General features: G+C 61.8%; 20 protein-coding genes and 1 tRNA gene. 4 read left to right on the top strand and 17 right to left on the bottom strand.

What is annotated here, in order from left to right; translation table 11 throughout:
- Positions 1 to 2 precede the first annotated feature (2 nt).
- The 9 genes from mnmC to DM08_RS09365 form a co-directional block, all read right to left on the bottom strand.
- On the bottom strand, positions 3 to 1,853 hold the full coding sequence (mnmC, locus tag DM08_RS09405) for a bifunctional tRNA (5-methylaminomethyl-2-thiouridine)(34)-methyltransferase MnmC2/FAD-dependent 5-carboxymethylaminomethyl-2-thiouridine(34) oxidoreductase MnmC1 (protein WP_035384412.1): 1,851 nt from the start codon (positions 1,851 to 1,853) through the stop codon (positions 3 to 5).
- Between the two features lie 56 nt (positions 1,854 to 1,909).
- Positions 1,910 to 4,033 (bottom strand): polyribonucleotide nucleotidyltransferase, encoded by a 2,124-nt coding sequence (pnp, locus tag DM08_RS09400; protein ID WP_035384411.1) that lies wholly within the window; start codon positions 4,031 to 4,033, stop codon positions 1,910 to 1,912.
- A gap of 98 nt (positions 4,034 to 4,131) precedes the next feature.
- Positions 4,132 to 4,401, bottom strand: a complete 270-nt coding sequence (gene rpsO, locus DM08_RS09395; protein ID WP_035384410.1) for a 30S ribosomal protein S15 — start codon at positions 4,399 to 4,401, stop codon at positions 4,132 to 4,134.
- Positions 4,402 to 4,456: 55 nt separating this feature from the next.
- Positions 4,457 to 5,377 (bottom strand): tRNA pseudouridine(55) synthase TruB, encoded by a 921-nt coding sequence (gene truB, locus DM08_RS09390; protein ID WP_035384409.1) that lies wholly within the window; start codon positions 5,375 to 5,377, stop codon positions 4,457 to 4,459.
- A gap of 10 nt (positions 5,378 to 5,387) precedes the next feature.
- Complete coding sequence (gene rbfA / locus DM08_RS09385) at positions 5,388 to 5,753, bottom strand: 30S ribosome-binding factor RbfA (RefSeq protein ID WP_035384408.1); 366 nt, start codon at positions 5,751 to 5,753, stop codon at positions 5,388 to 5,390.
- Entirely contained in the window at positions 5,753 to 8,401 is a 2,649-nt protein-coding gene (gene infB, locus DM08_RS09380) for a translation initiation factor IF-2 (RefSeq protein WP_035384407.1), read from the bottom strand. Before infB ends, rbfA begins: the two co-directional genes overlap by 1 nt.
- A 33-nt stretch (positions 8,402 to 8,434) precedes the next feature.
- The gene (gene nusA, locus DM08_RS09375; RefSeq protein ID WP_035384406.1) at positions 8,435 to 9,907 is read right to left on the bottom strand and encodes a transcription termination factor NusA; all 1,473 of its coding nucleotides are present in this window, start codon (positions 9,905 to 9,907) and stop codon (positions 8,435 to 8,437) included.
- Positions 9,908 to 9,931: 24 nt separating this feature from the next.
- Positions 9,932 to 10,363 (bottom strand): ribosome maturation factor RimP, encoded by a 432-nt coding sequence (gene rimP, locus DM08_RS09370; protein ID WP_035384405.1) that lies wholly within the window; start codon positions 10,361 to 10,363, stop codon positions 9,932 to 9,934.
- Positions 10,364 to 10,462: 99 nt separating this feature from the next.
- Complete coding sequence (locus DM08_RS09365) at positions 10,463 to 11,170, bottom strand: type 1 glutamine amidotransferase (protein ID WP_035384404.1); 708 nt, start codon at positions 11,168 to 11,170, stop codon at positions 10,463 to 10,465.
- 152 nt (positions 11,171 to 11,322) lie between these two features.
- Here DM08_RS09365 and DM08_RS13185 point away from each other — a divergent pair, with 152 nt between their 5' ends.
- A complete protein-coding gene (locus DM08_RS13185) occupies positions 11,323 to 11,493 on the top strand; it encodes a hypothetical protein (RefSeq protein ID WP_237560262.1) in 171 nt (56 codons plus the stop codon).
- Positions 11,494 to 11,543: 50 nt separating this feature from the next.
- On the opposite strand, the gene uvrB is transcribed toward DM08_RS13185, so the two are convergent.
- The 4 genes from uvrB to DM08_RS09345 all read right to left on the bottom strand — a co-directional run bounded on the left by uvrB (position 11,544) and on the right by DM08_RS09345 (position 20,598).
- Complete coding sequence (gene uvrB, locus DM08_RS09360; RefSeq protein WP_035384403.1) at positions 11,544 to 13,568, bottom strand: excinuclease ABC subunit UvrB; 2,025 nt, start codon at positions 13,566 to 13,568, stop codon at positions 11,544 to 11,546.
- A gap of 78 nt (positions 13,569 to 13,646) precedes the next feature.
- On the bottom strand, positions 13,647 to 15,650 hold the full coding sequence (locus DM08_RS12335) for a diguanylate cyclase (RefSeq protein WP_051938067.1): 2,004 nt from the start codon (positions 15,648 to 15,650) through the stop codon (positions 13,647 to 13,649).
- Positions 15,647 to 19,630 carry an EAL domain-containing protein gene (locus DM08_RS12330; RefSeq protein ID WP_051938065.1) on the bottom strand — a complete coding sequence of 1,328 codons (3,984 nt, stop codon included), beginning with the start codon at positions 19,628 to 19,630 and terminating at the stop codon, positions 15,647 to 15,649. Before DM08_RS12330 ends, DM08_RS12335 begins: the two co-directional genes overlap by 4 nt.
- Positions 19,627 to 20,598, bottom strand: a complete 972-nt coding sequence (locus DM08_RS09345; protein ID WP_035384402.1) for an ABC transporter substrate-binding protein — start codon at positions 20,596 to 20,598, stop codon at positions 19,627 to 19,629. The genes DM08_RS12330 and DM08_RS09345 overlap by 4 nt, the downstream gene beginning before the upstream one ends.
- 172 nt (positions 20,599 to 20,770) lie before the next feature.
- On the opposite strand from DM08_RS09345, the gene DM08_RS09340 reads away from it, so the two are divergent.
- Positions 20,771 to 21,070 carry an HD-GYP domain-containing protein gene (locus tag DM08_RS09340; protein ID WP_035384401.1) on the top strand — a complete coding sequence of 100 codons (300 nt, stop codon included), beginning with the start codon at positions 20,771 to 20,773 and terminating at the stop codon, positions 21,068 to 21,070.
- Positions 21,071 to 21,082: 12 nt separating this feature from the next.
- Here DM08_RS09340 and prfB read toward each other — a convergent pair.
- The 4 genes from prfB to recJ form a co-directional block, all read right to left on the bottom strand.
- A protein-coding gene (gene prfB, locus DM08_RS09335) for a peptide chain release factor 2 (protein ID WP_152555816.1) occupies positions 21,083 to 22,187 on the bottom strand; the annotation gives its coding sequence in 2 pieces (ribosomal slippage) (positions 21,083 to 22,105 and positions 22,107 to 22,187; 1,104 coding nt in all).
- A 110-nt stretch (positions 22,188 to 22,297) separates the two neighbouring features.
- Entirely contained in the window at positions 22,298 to 22,591 is a 294-nt protein-coding gene (locus DM08_RS09330) for a type II toxin-antitoxin system RelE/ParE family toxin (protein ID WP_035384400.1), read from the bottom strand.
- On the bottom strand, positions 22,588 to 22,875 hold the full coding sequence (locus DM08_RS09325) for a CopG family ribbon-helix-helix protein (protein ID WP_035384436.1): 288 nt from the start codon (positions 22,873 to 22,875) through the stop codon (positions 22,588 to 22,590). Before DM08_RS09325 ends, DM08_RS09330 begins: the two co-directional genes overlap by 4 nt.
- 91 nt (positions 22,876 to 22,966) lie before the next feature.
- Entirely contained in the window at positions 22,967 to 24,658 is a 1,692-nt protein-coding gene (gene recJ / locus DM08_RS09320; RefSeq protein WP_035384399.1) for a single-stranded-DNA-specific exonuclease RecJ, read from the bottom strand.
- A 126-nt stretch (positions 24,659 to 24,784) separates the two neighbouring features.
- Here recJ and DM08_RS09315 point away from each other — a divergent pair, with 126 nt between their 5' ends.
- Positions 24,785 to 26,017 carry an aspartate kinase gene (locus DM08_RS09315; RefSeq protein WP_035384398.1) on the top strand — a complete coding sequence of 411 codons (1,233 nt, stop codon included), beginning with the start codon at positions 24,785 to 24,787 and terminating at the stop codon, positions 26,015 to 26,017.
- Between the two features lie 42 nt (positions 26,018 to 26,059).
- Positions 26,060 to 26,153 (top strand) — tRNA-Ser (locus DM08_RS09310).
- Positions 26,154 to 26,558 lie beyond the last annotated feature (405 nt).

The following is a 26,558-nucleotide window of genomic DNA, read 5'->3' as shown; positions in this document are numbered from 1 at the left end:
CTTCAGAGGGAGTGCTTGGGTTTGAGGCGCAGTTCGGGAGACAGCTCAACGACGACCGTCATCGGCAGCGGCGGCAAGGTGGCACAGGCAAGGGAGGCGATCAGCTCAGCCGACAGACCGGCGGTGAGCAAACCGCGTGTGCCGTGGGCCAGGCTGCAATACAAGCCCGGCTCCACCCGACCGACCAGCGGCATGGCTCCCGGCGCGGAGCAACGGATCGAGGCACGGCCACCAAGCTGGTCGAGGTCGAGGTCACCCAATGCCTCGCGCAGGGCAGGCATATGCTCGCCCAGCCGTGCCAGGTTGACGGCATGGTCGACGGTGCGCACCGAGGTATCCACGTCGTCGAAGCTGTGCGTCGCTCCGACGATGTGGTAGCCGCACTCGGCAGGTGAGCTGTAGCCGTCGGCACAGACCACCGCATCCAGCGCGACGCTGGCCGTGGTGCCCGGCAAGGCGCTGATCTGGCCGCGCACCGGGGTCAGCGGAAAGTGTGCGAACTGGGCGAGCGAGGTGGCCTGATGGCCGCAACACACCACCACGATATCGGCCTCAGCTTGCCACGCCCGCCCGTCGCCATCCTGACCGGCGACCTGCCAGCCTGCTCCGGTCTGAGCCAGCGTGTCCACCCCATGCCCCAGCGCCAGAGTGATGCCTGCTGCGCTGGCCCAGCGTTGGCACAGCGCAGGCGGCACTACCCAGCCCGCACTCGGGAACCACAAACCACCCCGCTCCATCGCCATGCCGGTACGCTTGGAGGCCGTCTCTGCATCCACCGCCTCGAACAGAGGCACGGGCCAGTCCAGCGTGACCAGCCGCCCGATCCGTTTGATCTCGGCGTCCGAAAACGCCAGTTGCAACAGCCCGCACTCAGCGCGCAACTTGCCATCCACCGGAAGCAGCTCGTCCAGCGCCGACAGGGCGTGGCCGTACGCGGCAAGCACGAAACGATGCAGCGGGTTCATGCCCGCGCTGAATCGGGCATGCAGAATCCCGCGTGGATTGCCCGAAGCACCACTGGCCAGCTCCCCGGCCCGTTCGACCAGCGTGACCTGAACCCCGCGCTGCGCCAGCGCATAAGCTGCGGCACAGCCCGCCAGCCCGCCACCGATAACGATAGCCGAGCGCGGCGGCGCATCGCTCGCCGCCACACCGTCCAGCACCCCGCGCGACATCTCGCGCTTGCGGCCAAATCCGGGAGCTTTTTCCATCTGGAAGCCAACCTCGACCAGCCCGCGCCGCACCCAGCCCGCGCTGCTGTAGGTCGCCAGCGTCGCCCCCGCACGGGAAGCCCGAGCGATACCGGCGAACACCTCGGGCGACCACATCTCCGGATTCTTGGCGGGAGAGAAACCGTCCAGGAACCAGGCATCCACCTGTCCCTGCCCGAAACGCCCGCCGGGCAGTTTCGCCAAGGCATCCGCCACGTCGGTGATGGCCAGCGTCAAGCGCACTCGTCCACCGCCGAAGGTCCAGCGATTCCAGCCATGGACACGTCTGCGCCATTTTTGCTGCATGACCTCGGCTTGCGCCACCAACTCCGGCCAGAGCGCCAGCGCGTCACGCAGCTCCTCGTCCCGCAGGGGGAATTTCTCGATGCTGAAGAAATCCAGTGTCGCCCCGGCTGGCGCGACCTGTTCGAACAGTTGCCAGGCGCAAAGGAAGTTCAGCCCGGTGCCGAAGCCGGTCTCGCCCAGGGTGAACGCCTCACCGGGCCGCAGCGCAGCGAACCGCTCGGCCAGCCGGTTGCCGTGCAGGAACACATGGCGCGACTCCTCCAGCCCGGAATCGGTGGAGAAGTACACATCGCCGTAGCGATTGGAATAGGGTTGTCCGTCTTTCCAGGCAAGCATGATCGTTCAAATGAAAATGCCCCGCATCAGCGGGGCATCAGTTCGGCATCGGCTGCTTATTCGGCAGCGGGAGCTTGTGCTTCGGCAGCGGCTTTTTCTTCCGCAGCCACGGCCTTCATGCTCAGCTTCATGCGGCCCTTGTCGTCGATCTCCAACACCTTGACGCGCACAACCTGGCCTTCCTTCAGGTAGTCAGACACTTTCTCGACACGCTCGCTGGAGATCTGCGAGATGTGCAGCAGACCATCCTTGCCGGGCAAGATGTTGATGAACGCGCCGAACTCGGCCAGCTTGACCACCGGACCTTCGTAGATGCGGCCCACTTCGACTTCGGCCACGATGTCCTGGATGCGCTTCTGCGCGGCCAGACCCGCCTCGCCGCTGACGCAGGAGATGGTGATATTGCCTTCGTCGTCGATGTCGATGGTGGTGCCGGTCTCTTCGGTGATGGCACGAATCACCGAGCCGCCCTTGCCGATCACGTCGCGGATCTTGTCCGGATTGATCTTCATCTTCAGCATGCGCGGCGCAAAGTCGGAGACTTCGGAACGCGAAGCGGGCAGCGCTTCCTTCATCAAGCCGAGGATGTGCATACGGCCTTCCTTGGCCTGGCTCAGTGCAGCCTGCATGATATCCTTGGTGATGCCGTTGATCTTGATGTCCATCTGCAGCGCGGTGATGCCCGCATCGGAACCGGCCACCTTGAAGTCCATGTCGCCCAGATGATCCTCGTCGCCCAGGATGTCGGTCAGCACGGCAAAGCGGTTGCCATCCTTGATCAGGCCCATGGCGATACCGGCCACGTGCGCCTTCAGCGGCACACCGGCATCCATCAGCGACAGGCAGCCGCCGCAGACGGAGGCCATCGAGCTGGAACCGTTGGATTCGGTGATCTCGGACACCACGCGCATCGCATAGCCGCAGTCATCGGCAGAAGGCAGCACGCCGAAGATGGCGCGCTTGGCCAGACGACCGTGGCCGATCTCGCGGCGCTTGGGCGTACCGACACGACCGGTCTCACCGGTGGAATACGGCGGGAAGTTGTAGTGCAGCATGAAACGGTCGCTGTACTCGCCTTGCAGCGCGTCGATGGTCTGCGCGTCACGCATGGAGCCCAGAGTCGCCACCACCAGAGCCTGTGTCTCGCCACGGGTGAACAGCACCGAACCGTGGGCACGCGGCAGCACGCCGGTACGGATGGTGATCGGACGCACGGTGCGGGTGTCGCGACCGTCGATACGTGGCTCGCCGCCCAGAATCTGGCCGCGCACGATCTTGGCTTCCAGCGCGCTGAACGCGTCGTTGACGTGATTCTTCTGGCGAGTCGCATCTTCAGCCAGCAGGGTATCGACCACGCGCTTGTTGATCTCGCTCAACTGAACGGTGCGCGCCTGCTTGGAACGCACGGCGTAAGCCGCTTGCAGATCGGCTTCGGCCAGTTCGGCCAGACGTGCGATCAGAGCTTCGTCCTTGGCCGGAGCGGTCCAGTCCCAGGCATCCGCGCCGACTTCATCAGCCATCTCATTGATGGCATCGATCACGACGCGCATCTGTTCGTGGCCAAACACCACCGCACCCAGCATGACTTCTTCGGACAGTTCCAGCGCTTCGGATTCGACCATCAGCACGGCGCGGTCGGTACCGGCCACGACCAGATCCATCTTGGATTCTTTCAGCTCGTCAGCCGTCGGGTTCAGCACGTATTCGCCGTTCAGATAGCCCACGCGCGCCGCGCCGATGGGGCCGTCGAAGGGAATGCCGGACAGGGCCAGAGCCGCCGAGGCACCGATCATCGACGGAATGTCCGAGTCGATCTGCGGATCGCTGGACATCACGGTCGCCACGATCTGCACTTCATTGTAGAAACCTTCCGGGAACAGCGGACGCAGCGGACGGTCGATCAGACGGGAGGTCAGGATCTCCTTCTCGGAAGGACGACCTTCACGACGGAAGAAGCCGCCGGGGATCTTGCCTGCAGCGTAGGTGCGCTCTTGATAATCCACGGTCAGCGGGAAGAAATCCTGCTCGGGCTTGGCATCCTTGCGACCGACCACGGTGACCAACACCACGGTGTCATCCAGACTCACCATCACCGCACCGGATGCCTGGCGAGCGATCTCGCCGGTCTCGATAGTCAGTTGGTGCTTGCCGTAAGTGATTGTTTTTTTGTACTGGCTCAAGATTGACCTCTCTAAATGCGTGTACTGGCGCACGCTGCGCCAGCGGATTCGTCAGACGGCTGAAGAAAAAACGGGGCACTGCCGCGCCCCGTCTTGAATTACTTGCGCAGTTCCAGGCGCTTGATCAGCGTGCGGTAGCTGTCTTCGTTCTTGCTCTTCAAGTAGTCGAGCAGCTTGCGACGACGGCTCACCAGACGCAGCAGGCCACGACGGGAGTGGTGATCCTTGCTGTGCTCTTTGAAGTGATCGGTCAGGTAGTTGATACGTGCGGTCATCAGCGCCACTTGCACTTCGGGGGAGCCAGTGTCGGCTTGGGCACGTTGGAAATCGGAAACAATTTGCGCCTTTTGCGCAGTGGTGATGGACATCTCTTACTCTCTCCTAAAAAAAGTGCGGCATTCTACCCCCGTTCGGGGCGATTTCTCAAGTCAAATCAGCATTCGCGGCGCTTTTTGCCACGCTTGCCGACAGTCGTTCCGGGGACAAACGCCCCCCTTTCAGATTTCCTACGCCGATGAACCGTCCGGCACCGTACAAACGCAGCTTGCCTTCCGGCAGGTCAGCATCGACCGTCAACTGCTGACCCTGTGCCAATCGCCGGGTCTGCACCTCATCCAGCTGCAACGCCGGATACTCCGGCAGCAGCGTATCCACGGGCAGAATGTGGCTGTCGCGCTCCACCGGACTCATCACCTGCAACGCCGCCCAACTCACGGCATGGTCCAGACTGAGACCGGCGATAGCGGTACGGCGCAGACCGATCAGGTGCGCGCCGCAGCCCAGGTGCGCGCCTATATCCTCGGCCAGCGTGCGGACATAAGTCCCTTTGCTGCAACGCACCGAGAACTCCAACTCATCGCCGGAAAAGCTCACCAGAGTCAACGCATGGATGGTCACGCGGCGTTTCTCGCGCGCTACCCTCTCGCCCTTGCGTATGTACTCATACAGCGGCTTGCCCTGAAACTTGATGGCGCTGTGCATGGGCGGCAACTGTTCGATCTCGCCCACAAAATGCAGCAAAGCGGCCCGGACTTGCGCCTCGTCCACCGTCACCTCGTGACTGGCGATGACTTCGCCCTCGGCATCGCCGGTGCTGGTCACCTGGCCTAACCTGGCCTTGGCCAGATAGGTCTTGTCCGCATCCAGTAACGCCGTGGAGAACTTGGTCGCCTCGCCGAAACAGACCGGCAGCAAGCCGGTCGCCAGCGGATCGAGCGTGCCGGTATGCCCCGCCTTGTCCGCCTGGAACAAGTGGCGCACCTTTTGCAGTGCCGTGTTGGAGCTCAGTTCCAGCGGCTTGTCGAACAGCAACACGCCGTCCAGCGCACGGTAGTCTCGTGCCATGCCGACCGCCTCAATCCTCTGCGGAATGCCGATCGCTGGCGACCGCCTGGTCGATCAGTTGCGACAGCTGCGAGCCACGCTCGACCGAGGCATCATAGACAAAGTGCAGTTGCGGCACGATGCGCAGCTTGATCGCCTGCCCGACATGGCGGCGCAAGAACCCGCTGGCGCGCTCCAGCCCTTGCTGCAGCTCAGGGCTATTCCCCTCCAGCGCAGTGTAAAACACCTTGGCGTGGGAATAATCCTTGGCGACCTCGACATCGGTCACCGTCACCAGCTTCACGCGCGGGTCTTTCAACTCCAGACGAATCGCCTCAGCCAGTTCGCGCTGGATCTGCTGGGCGATGCGGTCGGTGCGGGCGTAATCCTTGGGCATTACAGTGCGCGTGCCACTTCGACGATCTCGAACACTTCCAGCACATCGCCGACTTCCAGATCATTGTAGCCCTTGAGCGACAAGCCGCACTCGAAGTTGGATTTCACTTCCTTCACGTCGTCCTTGAAGCGCTTGAGCGAATCCAGTTCACCGGTGTGGATCACCACGTTGCTGCGCAGCACGCGGACTTCGGCGCTGCGCTTGACCAGACCTTCGGTCACATAGCAACCGGCGATCGTACCCACCTTGGAGATGTGGAACACCTGACGGATCTCGACCGCACCCAAGATGACTTCCTTCTTCTCGGGAGCCAACATGCCGGACATCGCCGCCTTGATCTCATCGACCATGGCGTAGATGATGTTGTAGTAACGGATCTCCACGCCCGAGGCTTCGGCCAGCTTGCGCGCCGTCGCGTCGGCACGCGAGTTGAAGCCGATGACGATGGCCTTGGAAGCCAGCGCCAGATTGATGTCGGACTCGGTGATGCCGCCCACCGCACTGTGGATGATGTTGACTTTGACTTCGGGGGTGGACAGCTTGGCCAGCGAATGCGCGATGGCTTCGCACGAACCCTGCACGTCGGCCTTGATGATCAAGGCCAGCGTGCTGACCTCGCCTTCGGCCATCTGCTCGAACATGTTCTCCAGCTTGGCGGCCTGCTGCTTGGCCAGCTTCACGTCGCGGAACTTGCCCTGACGGAACAGCGCGATCTCGCGCGCCTTCTTCTCGTCGGACAGCACCAGGAAATCCTCGCCGGCCACCGGCACTTCGGACAAACCTTGAATTTCCACCGGGATGGAGGGACCGGCTTCCGTGGTCGGCTTGCCGTTCTCGTCCAACATGGCGCGCACGCGACCGAACACGGCGCCGACCAGCACGGTGTCGCCGCGCTTCAGCGTACCGCCCTGCACCAGCACGGTGGCGACCGGGCCCTTGCCCTTGTCCAGGCGGGCCTCGATCACGATACCCTTGGCGTTGGCATCCTTGGCCGCCTTCAATTCCAGCACTTCCGCCTGCAGCAGGATACCTTCCAGCAACGCGTCGATGCCCTGACCACTCTTGGCCGAGACTTCCACGAACATCGCATCGCCGCCCCAATCTTCCGGCACCACGCCTTCGGTCACCAGCTCCTGCTTGACGCGCTCGGAGTTGGCTTCAGGCTTGTCGATCTTGGTCACGGCCACCACGATGGGCACGCCCGCCGCCTTGGCGTGGTGGATAGCTTCGCGGGTCTGCGGCATCACGCCGTCGTCCGCCGCCACCACCAGCACCACGATGTCGGTCACCTTGGCACCACGCGCACGCATCGCGGTGAACGCTTCGTGACCCGGTGTATCGAGGAACGTCACCATACCGCGCGGCGTATCCACGTGATACGCGCCGATGTGCTGGGTGATGCCGCCCGCTTCGCCGGAAGCGACACGGGTGCGGCGGATGTAGTCCAGCAGCGAGGTCTTGCCGTGGTCGACGTGGCCCATCACCGTCACCACCGGGGCGCGATGCTCCATCACCAGGTCCTTGTGCTCGGCATCATCCACCAGATAGGCATCGGGATCGTCGGCCTTGGCCGCCTTGGCGACGTGACCCAACTCTTCGACCACGATCATCGCAGTCTCCTGATCCAGCACCTGGTTGATGGTGACCATCGAGCCCATCTTCATCAGCACCTTGATGATCTCGGCAGCCTTGACCGCCATCTTCTGCGCCAACTCGGCCACAGTGAGGGTCTCCGGGACCATCACCTCGCGCACCATAGGCTCAGTCGGCAGGGAGAATGCGTGTTGTGCCGCATCCTGCTTGCTGTGCTTATCGTGACGCAGTGCCCGACCATGCCCGGTGTTGCGGGTGGTCGTCGCGCGGGCATCCACCGCCGTCTTGGCTGGCGTGCGCTTCTTGTGACCATCGGCATCCCACGGGCTGTCCTTGGCCGGAACGGCTGGTTTGGCGACACCCTTCTTGAGGGCGGGCTTGGACACCTTGTCACCGGGACGGGGTGCAGGTTTGTGCAACGTCCCATCGGTCAGATCAGCTGGGGCAGCCGGTGCCGCAAGCACCACCGGCGCACCGATCTGCGGCGTAGCGACAGGCGCTGCCGATGGAGCCGGCTCAGACACCGGCTGCGCAGCGACCACTTCCGGCTGCTCGGGCTCGGCATGCTTGCGCTTGTTACGCTCCTGCTTGGCACGGATCTCGGCGGCTTGACGCTCCGCCAGTTCAGCTTGCAGACGTGCTTCCGCCTCGCGGGCGGCACGCTCACCATCAGTCAGCACATTGGCGACCGGGGTGACTGGCGCAGCCGGGGCGACGGGATCAGCCGCCGTGGCAACCGACACGACCGCTGCCGCTACGGGCTGCTGTGGTGCCACCACGCGCTTCTTGCGCACCTCCACCTGGATGGTGCGTGCCTTGCCGGAACTGTCCGACTTCTTGATCTCGGTGGTTTCGCGCCGGGTCAAAGTGATCTTGCTCTTGCTGGCCCCACCGTGCGCGGTGCGCAGATACGCCAACAACTGAGCCTTGTCCTGCTCGGATACCTGGTCAGCCTCGGACTGCTTGGCCACGCCAGCAGACTGAAACTGCTCCAGCAGCAGTGATACCGGCTGACCGAGCTCGCCGGCGAACTGCGCCACATTCATTTTTCCCATTGCCACTACCCCTAAGTTTGTATCGAAGCCGCCTTATGCGAACCAGGGAGCGCGAGCCGCCATGATCAGCGCATTGGCGCGCTCTGCGTCCATGCCCGTCATGTCGACCAACTCTTCCACGTCCAGATCGGCCAGCGCTTCCTGCGTACCCACACCCTTGCTTGCCAGGATGCGCGCAGTCTCGTCGTCCATGCCATCCAGCTTATGCAGGTCTTCGATATGGTGTTCCACTTCTTCTTCGTTGGCGATCGCCGCCGTCAGCAAGGCGTTACGGGCGCGGCTGCGCAACTCTTCGACGGTCGCCTCATCGAACGCTTCGATCTCCAGCATCTCTTCCAGCGGCACGTAAGCCACCTCTTCCAGCGTATTGAAGCCTTCCTGCACCAGGATGTCGGCGACTTCCTCGTCCACGTCCAGCTTGGACATGAACAGGTCGCGCACCTTGGCCGTCTCCTGACCGTTCTTCGCCTCGAAATCCTCGACGGTCATGATGTTCAGCTCCCAGCCGGTCATCTGGCTGGCCAGACGCACGTTCTGACCGCCGCGACCGATGGCTTGCGCCAGACTTTCCTCTTCCACCACCACGTCCATGCTGTGCTGCTCTTCGTCCACCACGATGCTGGTCACATCCGCCGGAGCCAGCGCGTTGATCACGTTGGTCGCCGGGTCTTCCGACCACAGCACGATGTCCACACGCTCACCAGCCAGCTCGTTGGTCACTGCCTGCACGCGCGAACCGCGCATACCGACGCAAGTGCCGATAGGGTCGAGGCGCTGGTCGTGCGAGCGCACGGCGATCTTGGCGCGGGAACCGGGGTCACGGGCGGCGCTGACGATCTCCAGCAGCCCTTCCTCGATCTCCGGCACTTCCAGCTCGAACAGCTTGACCAGGAACTCGGGCGAGACACGGGATAAGATGATCTGCGGACCACGCACACCGCGATCGACACGCAGCAGATAGGCACGGACGCGGTCGCCCACGCGCAGATTCTCCTTGGGGATCATCTGTTCACGCGGCAGCAGCGCTTCGATCTTGCCGAACTCGATGATGGCATTGCCGCGCTCCAGGCGCTTGACCGTGCCGGACACCAGATGCTCGCTGCGCGCCATGAAGTCGGCGAGGATCTGCTCGCGCTCGGCATCACGGATCTTCTGGAAGATCACCTGCTTGGCGGCCTGCGCGCCGATACGACCGAAGTCGATGGATTCCAGCGGCTCCTCGATGAACTCTTCCAACTGGATGTCGGGATTCGACTTCCTCGCCTCTTCCAGCTTAATGTGCAGATCAGGTGTCTCAAAGGTCTCGTCGTCCATCACCTGCCAGCGGCGGAAGGAATCATATTCGCCGGTATTGCGGTCGATGCTGACGCGCACATCGGCCTCGTCCTCGAAACGCTTCTTCGTGGCGGATGCCAGAGCCGACTCCAGCGCGCCGAACACCACTTCCCGATCCACGTTCTTCTCACGCGCCAGGACATCAACCAACAACAGGACTTCACGACTCATTTCACTGTCTCCAACGATACAATCTCAATCGAACACCGGCACCAGACGCGCCTTGTCCACATTCGCCAACTCGATATCTACCGGCACGCCATCGACATCGAGCTGCATCACACCATCCTGCACACCACCCAGGATGCCGACAAAATTCTTCCGCCCACTCAGGGGCATACGCAACTTCACTTGCGCCTTCGCCCCGGCGAAGCGCACAAAGTCCGCCTCTTTCTTCAGCGGCCTGTCCAAGCCCGGCGACGACACTTCCAGCCTGTCGAACTCCACGTTCTCCACCGTGAACAAGCGCGTCAACTGATGACTGACCCGCTCGCAGTCTTCCAGCGCGATGCCTTCCGGCTTATCCAGGAAAACGCGCATCAGGCCACGACCGGAGACCTCGAAGTCCACCAGCTCGTAACCCAGCCCCACCACGGTCGTTTCGACCAGCTTTGCCACATCCGCCATGTTTTCCGTTCCACAAATAAAAAACGGGCTCAAGGCCCATCTCAAAACTGCGGCGGGATTATAGCAAAGAATCCCCCCAATAGAAAATTGTCTTTTCGATCAATCTCGCAGTCCACTTACCCAATGACCGTAGAGCCGCTGCGACACGGCATGCAGTTGGGGGAGCTGATCCGCCATTTCCGCCTGCATCTGCCCCACGGTCTGGACCGCCGGTGAATCGGGTGCGGCAGCGATCTCGTCTGCGCCGACTGCGCACCAGTCGCGGATCATGGCTTCGGTCATCTCGATATGGCATTGCAAGGCGAGGTGCTTGCCCAGTGAGTAGGCTTGATGGGCGCAGTGCTGACTGGACAGCAGCAACTCCGCACCCGGCGGCAGGGAGAAAGTCTCGCCATGCCAGTGGAACGCCTGAAACGCCCGCACCTCCCCGAACCAGTCGCGCGCAGCCGCGCTTTCCGCCACAGCCACCCGGCCCCAGCCGATCTCCTTGACCGGGTTGCGCGTCACCACTCCGCCCAGCGCTTTGCTCATCAACTGCCCGCCCAGACAATGTCCGAGCACCGGGATCTCGCGCGCCACGGCATCGCGGATCAAAGCCAGTACCGGCGCTATCCACGGCAGGTCGTCGTTCACGCTCATCGGGCCGCCCATGAACGCCAGCCCGGAGAATCCTGCCGCCGCATCCGGCACTGCCTCGCCCGCGTCGATACGCACCAGCTGCCAGGGAATGCCGCGTTCGTTCAGGTAATCGGCCAGCAGGCCGGGGCCTTCGGAGGGAGCATGGCGAAAGATGGCGACAGGTTTCATGGCAGGACTCCGTGGCTAGGGTGTCGCATGTTAATGCGCTCCCCTGCGATTATCAAATTGCACGACGGGCGAATTCCGGTAGAATCACGCCCACTCAAGCGACAGGGCGCTTGAAACGAATTCAACAACTTCCATTATTTAAGGGGTACGGAATGAGCAAACCAGTGATGATCATGGCCTTCGGTCTGGCTTGTGTGGCCTTGGCGTTCGCCAGCGGCAAGACGTTCTTGGGCATGGGTTTCGCCATGCTGGCCATCGGCAGCATCGGCTACGGCGCTGGCTTGATGATGAATTCCGACTGCCCGCAGATTCCCAAGCAGTAATTCGAAGCAGCACAGCCGAAACGGGCGCGATCACAAGGTCGCGCCCGTTTTCATTCGGGCAACTGGAACACAGTCTCCCGCAGCTTCTTCAACTGGTCGCGCAGGTCGGCAGCTTTCTCGAACTCCAGATTCTTTGCTGCGGCCAGCATCTCTTTCTCCAGCCGCTTGATCTCCTTGGAGACATCCTTTTCGCTCATCGCCAGATATTTGGCCTCGGCCTGCGCCGCCTTGAGTGATTTACGTTCGGCATCCACGTCGTACGCGCCGTCGATGATGTCCTTGATGCGCTTGACCACGCCCTTGGGCGTGATGCCGTGTTGCTCGTTGTGGGCGAGCTGTTTGGCGCGGCGGCGCTCGGTCTCGTCGATGGCGCGGCGCATGGAATCGGTGATGCGATCCGCATACAGCAAGGCTTTTCCATTGAGGTGGCGCGCAGCGCGGCCTATGGTCTGGATCAGCGAACGCTCGGAACGCAGGAAACCCTCCTTGTCCGCATCCAGAATGGCGACCAGCGACACTTCAGGGATGTCCAGCCCCTCGCGCAGCAGGTTGATGCCCACCAGCACGTCGAACATGCCCAGACGCAGGTCGCGGATGATCTCCACCCGCTCCACGGTCTCGATGTCGGAGTGCAGGTAGCGCACCTTGATGCCGTGCTCGGTAAAATAGTCCGTCAGGTCTTCGGCCATGCGCTTGGTCAGCGTGGTGACCAGCACGCGCTCGCCCGCCTTGATGCGCTCGTTCACCTCGCTCATCAGGTCGTCCACCTGATGCGTGGCGGGACGCACCTCGATCACCGGATCGACCAGCCCGGTCGGGCGCACCACTTGCTCGACCACCTGCCCCTGATGCTCGGCCTCATACGTGGAGGGCGTAGCGGAGACAAAGATGGCCTGACGCATCACGCGCTCGAACTCGTCGAAGCGCAGCGGGCGGTTGTCCAGCGCCGACGGCAGGCGGAAGCCGTAGTTGACCAAGTTTTCTTTTCTGGCGCGGTCACCTTTGTACATGCCGCCGACCTGCGGGATCATCACGTGGCTCTCGTCCAGGAACATCAAGGCATCCGGCGGCAGATAGTCCAGCAGCGTAGGCGGTGCCGCGCCCGCCGGTCGCCCGGACAGGTGGCGCGAATAGTTCTCGATGCCTTTGGTGAAACCGATCTCGGCCAGCATCTCCAGATCGTGGCGGGTACGCTGCTCGATGCGCTGCGCTTCCACCAGCTTGCCCTCTTTCTGGAAAAAGGCGATGCGCTCGGCCAGCTCGACCTTGATCGTCTCGATGGCGCGCAAGGTGGTCTCGCGCGGCGTGACGTAATGGCTGGACGGATAGACGGTGAAGCGCACCACGCGGGTGAGGATGTGACCGGTGAGCGGGTCGAACAGCGACAGCGTTTCGACCTCGTCGTCGAACAGCGACAGGCGCAGCGCATGTTCGCTGTTTTCCGCCGGAAAGATGTCGATCACATCGCCGCGCACGCGGAAGTTGCCGCGCGAGAAGTCCACGTCATTGCGGTCGTACTGCATCGCCACCAAGCGCTGAATAATGTCGCGCTGCGGGATCTTCTCGCCTTCGCGCAGATGCAGAATCATGCCGTGATAATCCACCGGGTCGCCGATACCGTAGATAGACGAGACCGTGGCGACGATGACGGAATCCTGCCGCTCCAGCAGCGATTTCGTGGCCGACAAGCGCATCTGCTCGATCTGCTCGTTGATGCTGGAATCCTTCTCGATGTACATGTCGCGCGAGGGCACATAGGCCTCGGGCTGGTAATAATCGTAGTAGGAAACGAAATACTCGACCGCGTTCTCGGGGAAGAACTCGCGCATCTCGGCATACAGCTGCGCCGCCAGCGTCTTGTTCGGCGCCATCACGATGGCCGGACGGCCGCAGCGCGCGATGACATTGGCCATGGTAAAGGTCTTGCCGGAGCCGGTCACGCCGAGCAAAGTCTGGAAAGCAAGACCGTCCTGGATGCCTTCCACCAGTTGCGCGATGGCGGTCGGCTGGTCGCCTGCAGGCTGGAACGGCAGGTGCAGGCGGAACGGGCTATCGGGAAAGGTCTGGATGTTCATGGTAGTCGCGCATTGTACGGGCAAATGCGGATCTGCTGAACTTTACGGCATGACTAGACAGCTCCGCCTCCGCCTGAGCTAAACCATGGACAGAGAATACGACTCCACGCGATTCCGGCCTAACTCCTTGGCTTGATACAGGGCTTTGTCGGCGCGCGCCAGTTGCGTCTGCGGAGCCCCTTCGGAAGTCAGCTCAGTGAGGCCGATACTGACGGTGATCTTTAGCGTCTGCCCCTGATATTCGATGCTGCCAGCGGCCACTTTCTCACGCAAACGCTCAGCGAATTCGCGTGCGTTCCCCTGCACAATACCGGGCAGCAATATCCCAAATTCCTCGCCGCCCAAACGCCCAGCCACGTCGCTTTTGCGCAAAGTACCGCGCACAGTATCAGCAAACGCACGCAGCACCTTGTCACCCGCTTCATGGCCGAAGCTGTCATTGACGCGTTTGAAGAAATCCAGATCAAGCAACAGGAGAGCTGCATGTTGCTCGCCGCCGCGCCGCAGACGTGCGAGCTCCTCTTCCAGGCGCGACAGGAAATGGCGACGGTTGGGCAGCGCGGTCAACACATCCGTGTTGGCGAGTTCGCGCAACTGCTGTTCCATCAATTTGCGCTGCGTGATGTCCTGATGGATGCCAACCGCGCGCAGCGGCTTGCCCTCGGCATCGCGCTCCACCACCTTGCCACTGTCCAGTACCCAGATCCAGTGACCATCTTTGTGCTTCAGCCGATGCTCGGAAGCATACTGCGCCGTTTCGCCACGCAAATGCGACTGCAAAGCCGCTTCGATCACATCCCAATCGTCGGCATGAACCAGTCGCTCCCAAGTGCTCAGGTTGGGCTCCAGTTGGTCCGGCTTGTAACCCAGCATCTCCGCCCAACGGGCATCAAACGTAACCTCACCACTGGGGATATGCCAAGCCCAGGTCCCCAGTTCGGCACTGCTTAATGCCAATTGCAACTGCTGTGCGGTCTCCTTCAATTGGCGCGACTGCTCTACCAGCTTGAGCTGTTGCCGCTTCAGGCGAAGACGACCGGCCAGCAAGCCCAGCGTGAGGACGACAATGATAAAAAACAAGCCGGCCACGCCGGAAAACTCGCCCCGCCAGCGCTGCCAGGCATCGTTGACGGTGAACGACGGCAAAGCCTCGAACGGAGGCAGGCGCAGCTCGCGCAGCACGGACTCGACAGACTGATAGTTCGCCGGCGTGGAAAAACCATGAATGCCGATGGCGCGAGCCGCTTCCCCCCCGTGCGGCATGGCCAACAGCGCGGCCGTCACCGCACGCACGAGGTCATCATTCACGCCGGGCATGGCAGCCAGCGGCCACTCCGGATACAAGCGGGTGGATACGGCATAGGGATATTCCGGCAGGTTCTGGCTATGTATCACCTTGAGCTGACCGTGACTCAAACGACCCCGTTGCTCCATGTACTCGATCTCGCCACCGCGAATAAATCCCACATCGGCACGACGATCCAGTACCGCCTGCACGACCTGGTCGTAGGGCATGCCGACAAACACCCACTTGGTACCGCGCATCAGATCGACGCCCTCGGCAAAAAACTCGTAACGCTGCGCCACGTAGCCGCCCATGGATTCCGTGGAAGTCACCGCCACCGACAGCCCAACCACATCATCCAGACCAGCGATGTCGCTACGGTTTGCCAGCGTGATGATCGCACCGCCCATGGCGGACAATGCCTGACCCCGCTCCTGCTCGACCAGCGTCACCAGCGGGGCTGATAGCCCGCCACGATGAAGCAAGAGCTGGTATTGCATGGGATTGGTCAGCACGAAATCCACCTGACGCAACAGCACGGCGCTCTGAATATCCTCCGGCGACATCACCTGAACCTTCACCTGCCGCCCCTCCAGCGAGGGGCGCAGATACGCCGCCAACGGCTGCCAGCGCGCCTCACATTCGGCAATGGTACGGTTCGCCAGTATAGCTATCCTCACGTCCTGACCACTCGCCGTCAGGGTGAAGAAGCACAAGAACGTAGCCAGCATCATGCGCCGCAGCAGGTACAGCGAGTTCCAACCGACTGCGGTCAAACAGCGCGCGACGACGCTCATTGCGCCTCCTTATCCTCAGCGACCAGACGCTCCAGGAATCGCTCCGGCACATCCGGCCTGCCGAACAGATACCCTTGATGCACCACGACAGCGCGCGTATTCAGGAACTCGGCCTGCTCGACCGTTTCTACCCCTTCGGCCACCACCTTCAGATGCAAGTGCTTGGCCACCGAAAGTATGGTTTCCACCAGTGCAGCCCCTTCGGGATTGTCCGGCGCCTCTTGCACAAAGGTTTTATCGATCTTGAGTTCGTGCAGCGGCAGACGCCGCAGATAGGCCAGCGAGGAATAGCCGGTGCCAAAATCATCCACCGAGAAGTGGATGCCCAACGCGGTCAACTCATGCATCTTGGCGATCACATCGTTCACGTTCTCGATCACCAGACCCTCTGTCACCTCCAGCATGAGGCGAGAAGGCTCCACGCCGGACGAAGCCAGCAGCTCCTTCAGCCAGGCCACGAAATTGGCACGGCGGAAATGGCGCGGACTGACATTGACGGCTATGCGCAAGCTGCGCGAGGCGAGAACAGGATGCGTCAACCAGCGACAGACCTCGGCCATGACCCACTCTTCCAGATCAATGATCAGGTCAGTCTCTTCGGCAATCGGGATGAATGCTACCGGAGGCACCAGTCCGCGCTGCGGATGTTGCCAGCGCACCAGAGCTTCGGCTCCCACCGTTTTGCCGGCGGCATTCACCTGCGGTTGCAGGTACAGACGCAGTTCACGGGCGGGCAGGGCACTGCGCAGTTCATGCTCCAACTGGAAGCGCTGCTTGGCGACCTCATCCATGCGATTTTCAAACACCACCGATTGATCGCCGCCCGCCTGTTTGGCTCGATGCAGCGCCAACATGGCATTGTGCAGCACATCCGCAGCGCCCTGCCGCTCGCCTTCAGGGTACACGGCCACCCCCATACTGACCGTCACGCGCACGTTCTCATTGTTCAGCCAGAACGGCTCACTCAACGCAACGTACAGCATGTTCACTACCAGTTGCGCATGTTGCAGCGCCTCAGTTCGACTGTGCCCCAGGGAGGAAAGCAACACGCCGAAAGCATCGCCGGTCAATCGGACCAGTACATCGCCGGGCTGCAGCAGATCACCGATGCGCTCGGCCAACTCCACCAGCAATTTGTCGCCTAGCGCGTGGCCTGCGGCATCATTGATCGTCTTGAACCGATCCACGTTGATCTTGATCAGCGCGCCCAACTTGCCGGACTGATGCGCCTGCGACAATGCCTGGTCTAGCACCTCGATCAAACGATCCCGATTGGGCAGACCGGTCAGCGGGTCTGTGTAGGTAAGGCGATGCATCACCTCCTCAGCCTGCCTGCGTTCGGTCGTGTCACGGAAAAACCCGACCGCGCAGTGGCGACCATCCAGCTCCATTTGCGCGGCTTCGATGCGTGAAAAAAACACACTGCCATCCTTGCGCTTTACAGGAAATTCCGCGTCGGGAATCGACTCCCCGCGCGCCCTGCGCCCGAACACTTCGAGCACCTGGGGCAGATCTGCCGCCGGATGCAAATCGCTGACCGTCATCGACAGCAATTCTGCTGCGCTATACCCCAGCATGGTTTGCGCAGTGCGGTTGGTCATCCTGATCTGCTGCGTCTCGGCATCCGCCACCACAATGCCCTCAAGCGCCCCATCAAACAGCGCGTGGAAGCGCAATTCGCTGTTGCGCAGCGCCTCCTCTGCCTGCTTGCGCTCCGTGATATCGCGGGCAAAACCCACCGTACCCACAATCACCTCGCCGTCCCGCACCGGAGATTTGTAAGTCTCGAACCAGCGAGCTGGCTGTCCAGCGATCTCGATCGGTTCCTCCACATTCTTCGGCTGGCCAGTGTCCACCACTTCACGATCATCGGCCATATAAGCCCGGGCCAGTTCAGGCTTAAAGACATCCAGATCGGTCTTGCCCAATAGCGCGCTGACCGATGCCACACCTGCCGCCTCAGCAAACACGCGGTTCGCGGCCAGGAAATGACTAGCCGTATCCTTCATCCAGACCAGGAAGGGGAAGTTATCCAGCAGCGCCTGACGATACGCCGATTCGATGCGCATCGACTCCATCAACTGATGCTGCTCGGTTCTATCCAGCAAATATCCGCGCACCTCGCCTACCGAGCCATCCCCAGCATAGACCGGAACCGTGTAATCGGTGATCCAGCGCCAGCCACCATCCTTGTGGCGCATTCGGTAATGTTGCTCAAACTGGCGCACACCCGCCACCAACGCTGCCTCCAGCTCTGCAGTCATGCGCGCGCTGTCTTCAGGATGAACATGATCCATCAGACGGAAGTCGGGTTGCATCACTTCTTCACGGGCATAACCGAACACATCGAGAACATTGGGCGAGATATAGCTGAGCGGAAACCCATCCTGCAGCAATACGGCATAGGCGACTGCCGGGCCACCGATGAACAGATTGCGCTCCTGCAACAACAGGCGCTCAGCCTGCTTGCGAGTCGTCACATCGCGGAACGACCAGACTCGCCCTGTCTGCACGCCGTCCTGCAGCAGCGGGCAGGAATAGCGCTCGAACACGCGCCCATCCTTGAATTGCAAGGTATCGAAACTGGACTCGGCAGAGCCATACAAGCGCTCGACCTCGGCCAGAAAGCCGGGCGCATCGACCAGCTGGTCCAGCACATGCTCCAGTAGCATCCGGTCATCGCTGCTCTCCAGCACGGTCTGTGGAATACGCCACAGCTCGGTGAACCGTGCATTCGCCAGCAGTACCCGCCCCGCACTGCTGATAGCCAGCAGTCCATCCTCGGTAGCCGACAGTATGGCTTGCAGGGTCGCTTCGCTACTACGCAGCGCTTGACCGTCACGCAACCGTTCACTCATGTCCCGCGCGATACCCAGCACGCCGATCAATGCGCCATCGTCGCCATAGAGCGGGGTCTTGATGGTTTCCACATTCTCGACGTGACCATCGCTGGCAAACACCAGCTCCTCCTCATTGACCCTGGGTTTGCCCACCTCGATCGCCAGGAGGTCATTCCGGCGGAAAAAATCGGCCAGCTCGCGGGACACGAAGTAATCGTCGGTCCTGCCGATGATCTCGGCTTCACTGTGCCCAAAAAACGCTTGGAAACGCGGGTTGCAAAACAGATACCGCCCCTCCGGGTCTTTCAGCCAGACCAGGTCGGGCAAGGTAGCCAGCAAACGCTTGAGGAACAGGCGTTGCTGATCCAGCCCCTTTTGAGCAAGTTGCACGTTTTGCGCCATGGTGCGCATGTCAGCGGCCAATTCCGCAAGTTCGCCACTATCGAACCCGGTCAGGGCTACGCTGGCATCGCCCGTAGCCACCCGACGGGTCGCCTGCTGCAACCGGCGCAACGGCTGGGTAATTGCTCGGTGCAACACATAGGACAGCAGCGCGGTGAGCAGCGCGGCAATCGCCAGATCCCGCAGCACAGTGTCAAACAGCTGGGCTCGATAGCGAACCAGTTCATCGCTAATGTCGTAGTCGAGATAGATCGCACCCCGCTTGCTGCTGACCAACTCGTTGGGCGCACGCGGGTACTGGAATGACATCAGCACCGAAAAACGACGCTGCCTGTCGTCCCACTCCGCCAAGGGTAAGGCCTGATGCATGGCTTGAATCCAGCGGTTGGCGGACCAGGCCTTGATCACATCCTGAGCAGGACGGTCAGACCAGTCAGCCTGCTGCGCAAAGACGACCCGCCCCTCTGGGTCGAGTACGGCCACGATATGCAACTGATCGTTCACGTGCGCCGCCAGAGACATCACCTCTTGCTCGATATGGGCAGGAAACTCAGCAAGATCGCGTTCGGCGAGTTGTCCGAGACGCGCGGCGGCATCGACAGTTCGGATCGCCACGTCTTGTTCAACGTGTTGTTCGAGATTGTGATAGTCAAACCAGGCGGACAACAGAGTCATGCCCATGAAGGCCAGTAACACCATGGCAGGCACGGTATAACGCAGGGATCGAAACGGGCTCATGTAGCCTCCGGCAGGGGCAAAAAGTCAGCCGTGAACAAGCTGTCGAGTGTAACGGGCTTGGACAGCAGGCCCGCATTCAGCATGGTAGTCACCAATGCGCGCGCCGGCTCAAGCAAGGACGGGGGATTGCCCGACAGCAAGCGGTAGTTATGATCCAGCCAAGGCAATTGAATCCCCTTGAATACGCTGGATACTTGCTCGACCGGCAATCTCAGGCGGGATGTCATGCGATAAACGGCATCAGGCGTGTTGCGCTGATAGTGGGCCACGCCACGAAAATGGGATGCCACCAGATGCTTTACCGCCTGCGGGTCACGCTGCAACGCCGAAGGTTTGACGGCCAGCACATCCACGATGGTGTTGGGAATCTGCCGGCTGTCGAACAGGCGCCGCGCTCCCAATTGCTCCAGCCGGGTTGCCGTCGGCTCGTAAGTGATGACCGCATCCAGCGTTCCTGAACGCCAGGCCGCCTCTTGTTGATTGATGAGAAACGCACAGGGGTGAATGTCTTCCGGGCGCAACTTGGCAGCTTCGAGCACCTTCCCCAGCATCAGCGCGCCCAGCGCGGTGTGTTCGACCCCGATACACTTCCCCGCCAGATCGCTCAATTGGGTGATTTGGGGCTTGGCCAGCAAGACATCTGCGCCTACAGAAACATCAAAAACCAGCACCACGGTCAGTGGTACACCGTTGCTGCACATGCGCAAGGTTTCATCCAGGGTCAGGGCCGCCCCATCCACATCGCCCGCTGCCAGCGCGTGCATGGAATCGGTCGCGGCAGGTAGTTCCACCAGCTGAACACTATTGGTGTCGAGCCAGTGCTGCTCGCGTGCCAGAAACATGAACTCGTAGCCCGGCCAGACGTGGCTAGCGATACGCAGCGGGGGCTGCTTCAAAGCACATCCAGTCAACCCGGAAAGCGCCAGCATCCCCGACATGGCCAGAAATTCTCGGCGTGTATAAATCATGACACCTGCCCGCTCATTCTCCCTACTGCGTCAATTCTGGCATAGCCCAAGGTGAATTGCCATGGAGTGTTATCTTGGGACAATGTAGCCATTCTTCTAATTGACAGCCTGGAACTCTCCCTATACCCGCTATCTGGGCGTTAAGTTCGCGCTATCGGAAGAAAGATGTGAAATGCTGGAAGTGACTGGTTTGCTGCACGACATCGGCAAGCTGCGTGTGCCCGACGAGTTGCTGGAAAAGCCGGGGAAGCTGGCCGAAGGCGGCATCTCACTCGAAGCGCGCATCGTCGCCGTTGCCGACGTATTCCAGGCGCTGGTGCAGAACCGCCCCTACCGAAATTCGCTACCGCCGGATCAGATAATGGCCATCCTCAAGCAGCAAGCTGACGACGGAAAGCTCGACCATGCGGTAGTCAATTGCGTTGAGGCCAACCTGGAAGAGTGCTTGCAAGCCGCCACCACCAGAACCTGAAGTCTCCCCCCGCTACACGCCCTGCTTCAAACTCGCGGCGATGAAGTCGTCGAGGTCGCCATCCAGCACGGCTTGAGTGTTGCCGACTTCGTAGTTGGTGCGCAGGTCTTTGATGCGGGACTGGTCGAGCACGTAGGAACGGATCTGGTGGCCCCAGCCGATGTCGGACTTGGTGTCTTCCAGCGCCTGTTTCTCGGCATTGCGCTTGCGCAGTTCTTCCTCGTACATGCGCGATTTCAGCATGGACATGGCTTCGGCGCGGTTCTTGTGCTGCGAGCGGTCGTTCTGGCACTGCACCACGATGCCGGTGGGGATGTGGGTGATACGCACCGCCGAGTCGGTCTTGTTGATGTGCTGACCGCCCGCGCCGGAGGCACGGTAGGTGTCCACGCGCAGGTCGGCGGGATTAATCTCGATCTCGATGGAGTCGTCCACCTCGGGGTAGATGAACACGCTGACGAACGAAGTGTGGCGGCGGGCATTGGAGTCGAATGGCGATTTGCGCACCAGACGGTGCACGCCGGATTCGGTGCGCAGGTGGCCGTAGGCATATTCGCCGGAGACCTTGATGGTCGCGCCCTTGATGCCGGCCACGTCGCCGTCGGACTCTTCCAGCACTTCGACCGTGTAGCCCTTGCGCTCGCTGTAGCGGATGTACATACGCAACAGCATGGAGGCCCAATCCTGCGCCTCGGTGCCGCCCGAGCCGGACTGGATGTCGATGAAGCAGTTAGCAGCATCCAGCTCGCCCGAGAACATGCGGCGGAACTCCAGCTCTTCGACGCGGCGGGCAACCGCCTGCACGTCGTCGGCCACGCCCAGCACGCTGGCTTCGTCGCCCTCTTCCAGCGCCATCTCCAGCAGTTCGGCATTGTCATCCAGCGCTTGCGCCACTTCGCGCAGCGTCACCACCACCGCTTCCAGCGCCTTGCGCTCTTTGCCCAGCTCCTGGGCGCGCTTGGCATCCTGCCAAAGGTCGGGATCTTCGGAGAGTTGTTCGACTTCGGTCAGGCGTTCTTCTTTGCCATCGAAGTCAAAGATACCTCCGCAGCTCGGCACTGCGCACACGCAGGTCGGCCAGCAAGTTGGTGAGGGCGTTGAGTTGTTCGGCTTCCATGTCAGGCTCCGGGATACTTTGGAAAGGCGCGGATTATAGCGAGTTGCGCCGGGCTTGGCGGGACGATGTGCGGATTGGAATGAGGATTCGCGCGGTGGGCAACGCCCCGGTCAGCCGATGTAACCGCCTTCGCGCTGGTGTCGCACCGCCAGCACCAGTACCTGATCGCGCAACGCGTCGTAGCGGTACAGCGCAAGGTAGCCGCTACGCCCGCGCGAAATCATCAGTTCGCGCAACCCCTGCTCCGCCCCCCGCCCCACCAGTGGATGCCGCTGGAGGATTTGCAGCCCGTCGATCAGCAATGCGCCGGTCGCCTGCGCCGCAGCGGGATGGTGCTCCAACAGAAATTCGCTCAGGCGTTCGAGATCGGCCAGCGCTCGGGGTGCGAACGCCAGACGGGTCATGGCAGCAGTTTTTTCGGTACGGGGCGGGTCGCGTCAGCGCCGGACAGTTTGCTCTGGAGATAGCTGAAAACTTCGTCAGCATCATGCACCAAGCCGTACTCGGCCACCTCCTGCTCGGCCAGCAAGGCATCGGCGACGAAAGCCTGACGGCGCTCGGCCAGCGCCGTCTGCGCCGCCAGCGCTTCCACCATGAAAGCGTGCGGCGACTGGTTGGCCGCCTCGGCGGCGACCGAAATGCGCGCCTTGAGCTCGTCGGACAGCTTGAGTGTCGTGGTGGTGGCCATGATGTTTCCTTTGTAAATGGGTGTCACCAAAGTATCACCCAGCGAGTGCAGCGTCAATCGCAAGCTGAAGGACGCCATACCGGAGGGTGGCTCAAACCGGCTCGCAGTGTTCGATGATGAGTTGCAGGCTGGTATTGCCCTGATATTCGTTGATCGCCAGTTTGAACACGGCGCGGATGCGCTCGGGCAGCTCGTCGGCGTTGAAGAAACGGATGGCTTCGAACTGGGTGCGGTGAGCGGCGAGTTTCAGTTTGAGGTGCTTCTCGCCCACCACGCGCTGCGCCTGCACGGTGAACTCGCCCTCGAAGCTGGGCTGCGGAAAACCCTGCCCCCACACCTGCTGCTCCAGCGCCCGCACCATGTCCAACGAAAACTCTGCGGCAGCCAGTTCGCCGTCGGTCTCTATGACCTTGGTCAGGTCGGCTGGGCTGAGCAGCTCCTGCGCCACTGCCTCGAACGCGGCGCGGAACGCCTCGAAATGCTCGGCGCGCACGCTCACCCCCGCTGCCATCGCGTGGCCGCCGAACTTCTGGATCAAGTGCGGATGGCGCTTGGCAACGAGATCGAGTGCATCGCGCAAGTGCAGGCCGGGGATGCTGCGCCCGGAGCCTTTCAGTTCGGCCTCGTTCGCCTGGGCGAAGGCGATCACCGGGCGATGGAATCTGTCCTTGAGGCGCGATGCGAGAATGCCGATCACGCCCTGATGCCAGTCTTCGTTGTAGATGACCAGCGAACTCCCCTCGCTGGGATCGACCCGCTCCAGCGCCGCCAGCGCGGATTCCTGCATGTCGGCCTCGATGTCGCGCCGGGCGCGGTTCAGTTCGTCGAGCTGCTGCGCCAGGGTGGCGGCTTCCTCCGGGTCGTCGCTCAGCAGGCAACGGATGCCCAGGCTCATGTCCTCCAGCCGCCCGGCGGCATTGAGGCGCGGGCCGACCACAAAGCCGAGCTCGTAGGTCGAAGCCTGCGCCGCCTGCTTGCGCGCGATCTGCAACAAGGCCGCGACGCCCGCACACGCCCGCCCGGCGCGGATACGCGCCAGACCTTGCTGGACGAGGATGCGGTTGTTCTGGTCCAGCCGCACCACGTCGGCCACGGTACCGAGGGCAACGAGATCGAGCAGCACCGCCAGATTAGGTGCCTCCCGCCCGGCGAACGCCCCGCGCTCACGCAACTCCGCCCGCAGCGCCAGCAGCACGTAGAACATCACCCCCACGCCCGCCAGATGCTTGCTGGGAAAATCGCAGCCGGGTTGGTTGGGGTTGACGATGCAGGCGGCCTGCGGCAGCGCGTCGCCGGGCAGGTGATGGTCAGTGACCAGCACCTCGATGCCCAGCCGGTTGGCCTCGGCCACGCCGTCCACGCTGGCGATGCCGTTGTCCACGGTGACGATGAGATCAGGCTCCGCTCCCGCTGCCAGCCGCACGATCTCCGGGGTCAGCCCGTAGCCGTACTCGAAACGGTTGGGCACGATGAACTCGACGCGCGCGCCGAACATCCGCAAGCCGCGTACCGCCACCGCGCAGGCGGTCGCCCCGTCGGCATCGTAATCGGCCACCACCAGCAGCTTTTTCCCCGCTGCGATGGCCTCGGCCAGCCGCACTGCCATCGCACGCGCGCCCTTCATCCGCTCGAATGGCAACAAGCGCGCCAAGCCGCCTGCCAGCTCATCCGCCACCGCGATGCCGCGTGCGGCGTAGACCCGCGCCAACAAGGGCGGGATGCCGCTCCCGGCAAGGCTGCGGGCGGTGTCGGCGGAATAGTTACGGGTGGCGATTCTGGGCATGGTCAAGGCGGGCGACGTTTCGATTCCGGCGGAGTTTAACAGACTCGGCAGCACGCGTTTTCTGTCCACTTTATCCCGCACTCAGGTAAAATGCGCGCCGTTTTGTAACGTATCGCTAGGAATATCGTGGCACTGATAGTTCAAAAATACGGCGGCACCTCCGTCGGCAGTCCGGAGCGCATCAAGAACGTCGCGCGCCGTGTCGCAAAATTCAAGGCACAAGGTCATCAGGTCGTGGTTGCCGTCTCTGCCATGAGCGGCGAGACCAACCGCCTGATCGCACTGGCCAAAGAGATCCAGACCACGCCCGACCCGCGCGAGCTGGATGTCATCGTCTCCACCGGCGAGCAAGTCACCATCGGCCTGCTGGCGATGGCGCTGCAGGCCGAAGGCTTGCAGGCCAGGAGCTACACCGGCAGCCAGGTCAAGATCCTCACCGACAGCGCCCACACCAAGGCGCGCATCCTGAGCATAGACGAGCAGAACATCCGCGCCGACTTGGCGAATGACTACGTCGTGGTGGTCGCCGGTTTCCAGGGCGTGGACGAGCATGGCAACATCACCACGCTAGGACGCGGCGGCTCGGACACCACCGGTGTGGCGCTGGCCGCCGCCCTGCGCGCCGACGAATGCCAGATCTACACCGATGTCGACGGTGTCTACACTACCGACCCGCGCGTGGTGCCGGAAGCCCGCCGCCTGAAGAGCATCACCTTCGAGGAGATGCTGGAGATGGCCAGCCTGGGCTCCAAGGTGCTGCAGATCCGCTCGGTGGAATTCGCCGGCAAATACAAAGTCAAGTTGCGCGTACTCTCTTCGTTCCTGGACGAACCGGGCGAAGGCACGCTGATCACGTTTGAGGAAAATACAATGGAACAGGCCATCATCTCCGGCATCGCCTTCAACCGCGACGAAGCCAAGATCACCGTCATCGGCGTACCCGACAAGCCCGGCATCGCTTACCAGATCCTCGGCCCGGTGTCGGATGCCAACATCGACGTGGACATGATCATCCAGAACGTCGGCACCGACGGCACCACTGACTTCTCGTTCACCGTCAACCGCAGCGAGTTCGCCAAGGCGATGGACATCCTGAAGAACCAGGTCCAACCGCACATCGGCGCACGCGACGTGGTCGGCGACAACAAGACCGCCAAGGTCTCCGTAGTCGGTGTCGGCATGCGCTCCCACGTCGGCATCGCCAGCAAGATGTTCCGCACTCTGGCCGAGGAAGGCATCAACATCCAGATGATCTCCACCTCCGAGATCAAGATCTCCGTCGTCATCGACGAGAAGTATCTGGAACTGGCCGTGCGCGTACTGCACAAAGCCTTCGACCTCGATCAAGAAGACGCATAAGTTTGACCTGACGCGCTGATTCGAGTATCCTGCGCGCCCGCTGGAGAGATGGCCGAGAGGTCGAAGGCACACCCCTGCTAAGGGTGCATCCGAGCTAAAACTTGGATCGAGGGTTCGAATCCCTCTCTCTCCGCCAGACAGTCCCGGGTTGGGTCAGCCCAACCCGGAACCACCGCAAAAGCCCGCCACGTGCGGGCCTTTTTGTTTCTCCAATTCTCTGCAGTTCAGATTTCGCGTATTTCCCCTATATGGACACCTCCCGTTTTGCAAGCAACGCGTGTTGATGGTTTTGGGTGCAACTGCTTCCGTATATCCGGCTTCCTGTTGGGCGGCGAGCCGTCCGAGCCATGATGGAATTCGCGCGCAAGTTTCAAATCGCCCTAGCGGCTTTGCCGTGTGTTGCTGCGGCAGGGAGCCATCGCAATTAACTGAATTGCCTGCGCCGGTCTGACCTGTTTGCCATCAATTCGTTTGCCATGCAATCGCTGTCGGTTGTCTCCTGCTAAAACTCTGTTGTCTGCTGCCCGTTTGCTTCCGCTTG

The sequence above is a fragment of the Ferriphaselus sp. R-1 genome, from assembly GCF_000746095.1.
In the GTDB taxonomy this organism is placed as follows: domain Bacteria; phylum Pseudomonadota; class Gammaproteobacteria; order Burkholderiales; family Gallionellaceae; genus Ferriphaselus.
Note: the sequence above shows the minus strand (reverse complement) of the source record. Positions and strands in the feature narration are given on the sequence as shown.

What these genes read in the sequence shown, in the direction of transcription:
- mnmC (WP_035384412.1), bottom strand. Translation starts at nt 1,853, where the DNA reads ATGCTTGCCTGGAAAGACGGACAACCCTATTCCAATCGCTACGGCGAT.
- rpsO (WP_035384410.1), bottom strand. Translation starts at nt 4,401, where the DNA reads ATGTCCATCACCACTGCGCAAAAGGCGCAAATTGTTTCCGATTTCCAA.
- truB (WP_035384409.1), bottom strand. Translation starts at nt 5,377, where the DNA reads ATGGCACGAGACTACCGTGCGCTGGACGGCGTGTTGCTGTTCGACAAG.
- rbfA (WP_035384408.1), bottom strand. Translation starts at nt 5,753, where the DNA reads ATGCCCAAGGATTACGCCCGCACCGACCGCATCGCCCAGCAGATCCAG.
- infB (WP_035384407.1), bottom strand. Translation starts at nt 8,401, where the DNA reads ATGGGAAAAATGAATGTGGCGCAGTTCGCCGGCGAGCTCGGTCAGCCG.
- nusA (WP_035384406.1), bottom strand. Translation starts at nt 9,907, where the DNA reads ATGAGTCGTGAAGTCCTGTTGTTGGTTGATGTCCTGGCGCGTGAGAAG.
- rimP (WP_035384405.1), bottom strand. Translation starts at nt 10,363, where the DNA reads ATGGCGGATGTGGCAAAGCTGGTCGAAACGACCGTGGTGGGGCTGGGT.
- DM08_RS09365 (WP_035384404.1), bottom strand. Translation starts at nt 11,170, where the DNA reads ATGAAACCTGTCGCCATCTTTCGCCATGCTCCCTCCGAAGGCCCCGGC.
- DM08_RS13185 (WP_237560262.1), top strand. Translation starts at nt 11,323, where the DNA reads ATGAGCAAACCAGTGATGATCATGGCCTTCGGTCTGGCTTGTGTGGCC.
- uvrB (WP_035384403.1), bottom strand. Translation starts at nt 13,568, where the DNA reads ATGAACATCCAGACCTTTCCCGATAGCCCGTTCCGCCTGCACCTGCCG.
- DM08_RS12335 (WP_051938067.1), bottom strand. Translation starts at nt 15,650, where the DNA reads ATGAGCGTCGTCGCGCGCTGTTTGACCGCAGTCGGTTGGAACTCGCTG.
- DM08_RS12330 (WP_051938065.1), bottom strand. Translation starts at nt 19,630, where the DNA reads ATGAGCCCGTTTCGATCCCTGCGTTATACCGTGCCTGCCATGGTGTTA.
- DM08_RS09345 (WP_035384402.1), bottom strand. Translation starts at nt 20,598, where the DNA reads ATGATTTATACACGCCGAGAATTTCTGGCCATGTCGGGGATGCTGGCG.
- DM08_RS09340 (WP_035384401.1), top strand. Translation starts at nt 20,771, where the DNA reads ATGCTGGAAGTGACTGGTTTGCTGCACGACATCGGCAAGCTGCGTGTG.
- DM08_RS09330 (WP_035384400.1), bottom strand. Translation starts at nt 22,591, where the DNA reads ATGACCCGTCTGGCGTTCGCACCCCGAGCGCTGGCCGATCTCGAACGC.
- DM08_RS09325 (WP_035384436.1), bottom strand. Translation starts at nt 22,875, where the DNA reads ATGGCCACCACCACGACACTCAAGCTGTCCGACGAGCTCAAGGCGCGC.
- recJ (WP_035384399.1), bottom strand. Translation starts at nt 24,658, where the DNA reads ATGCCCAGAATCGCCACCCGTAACTATTCCGCCGACACCGCCCGCAGC.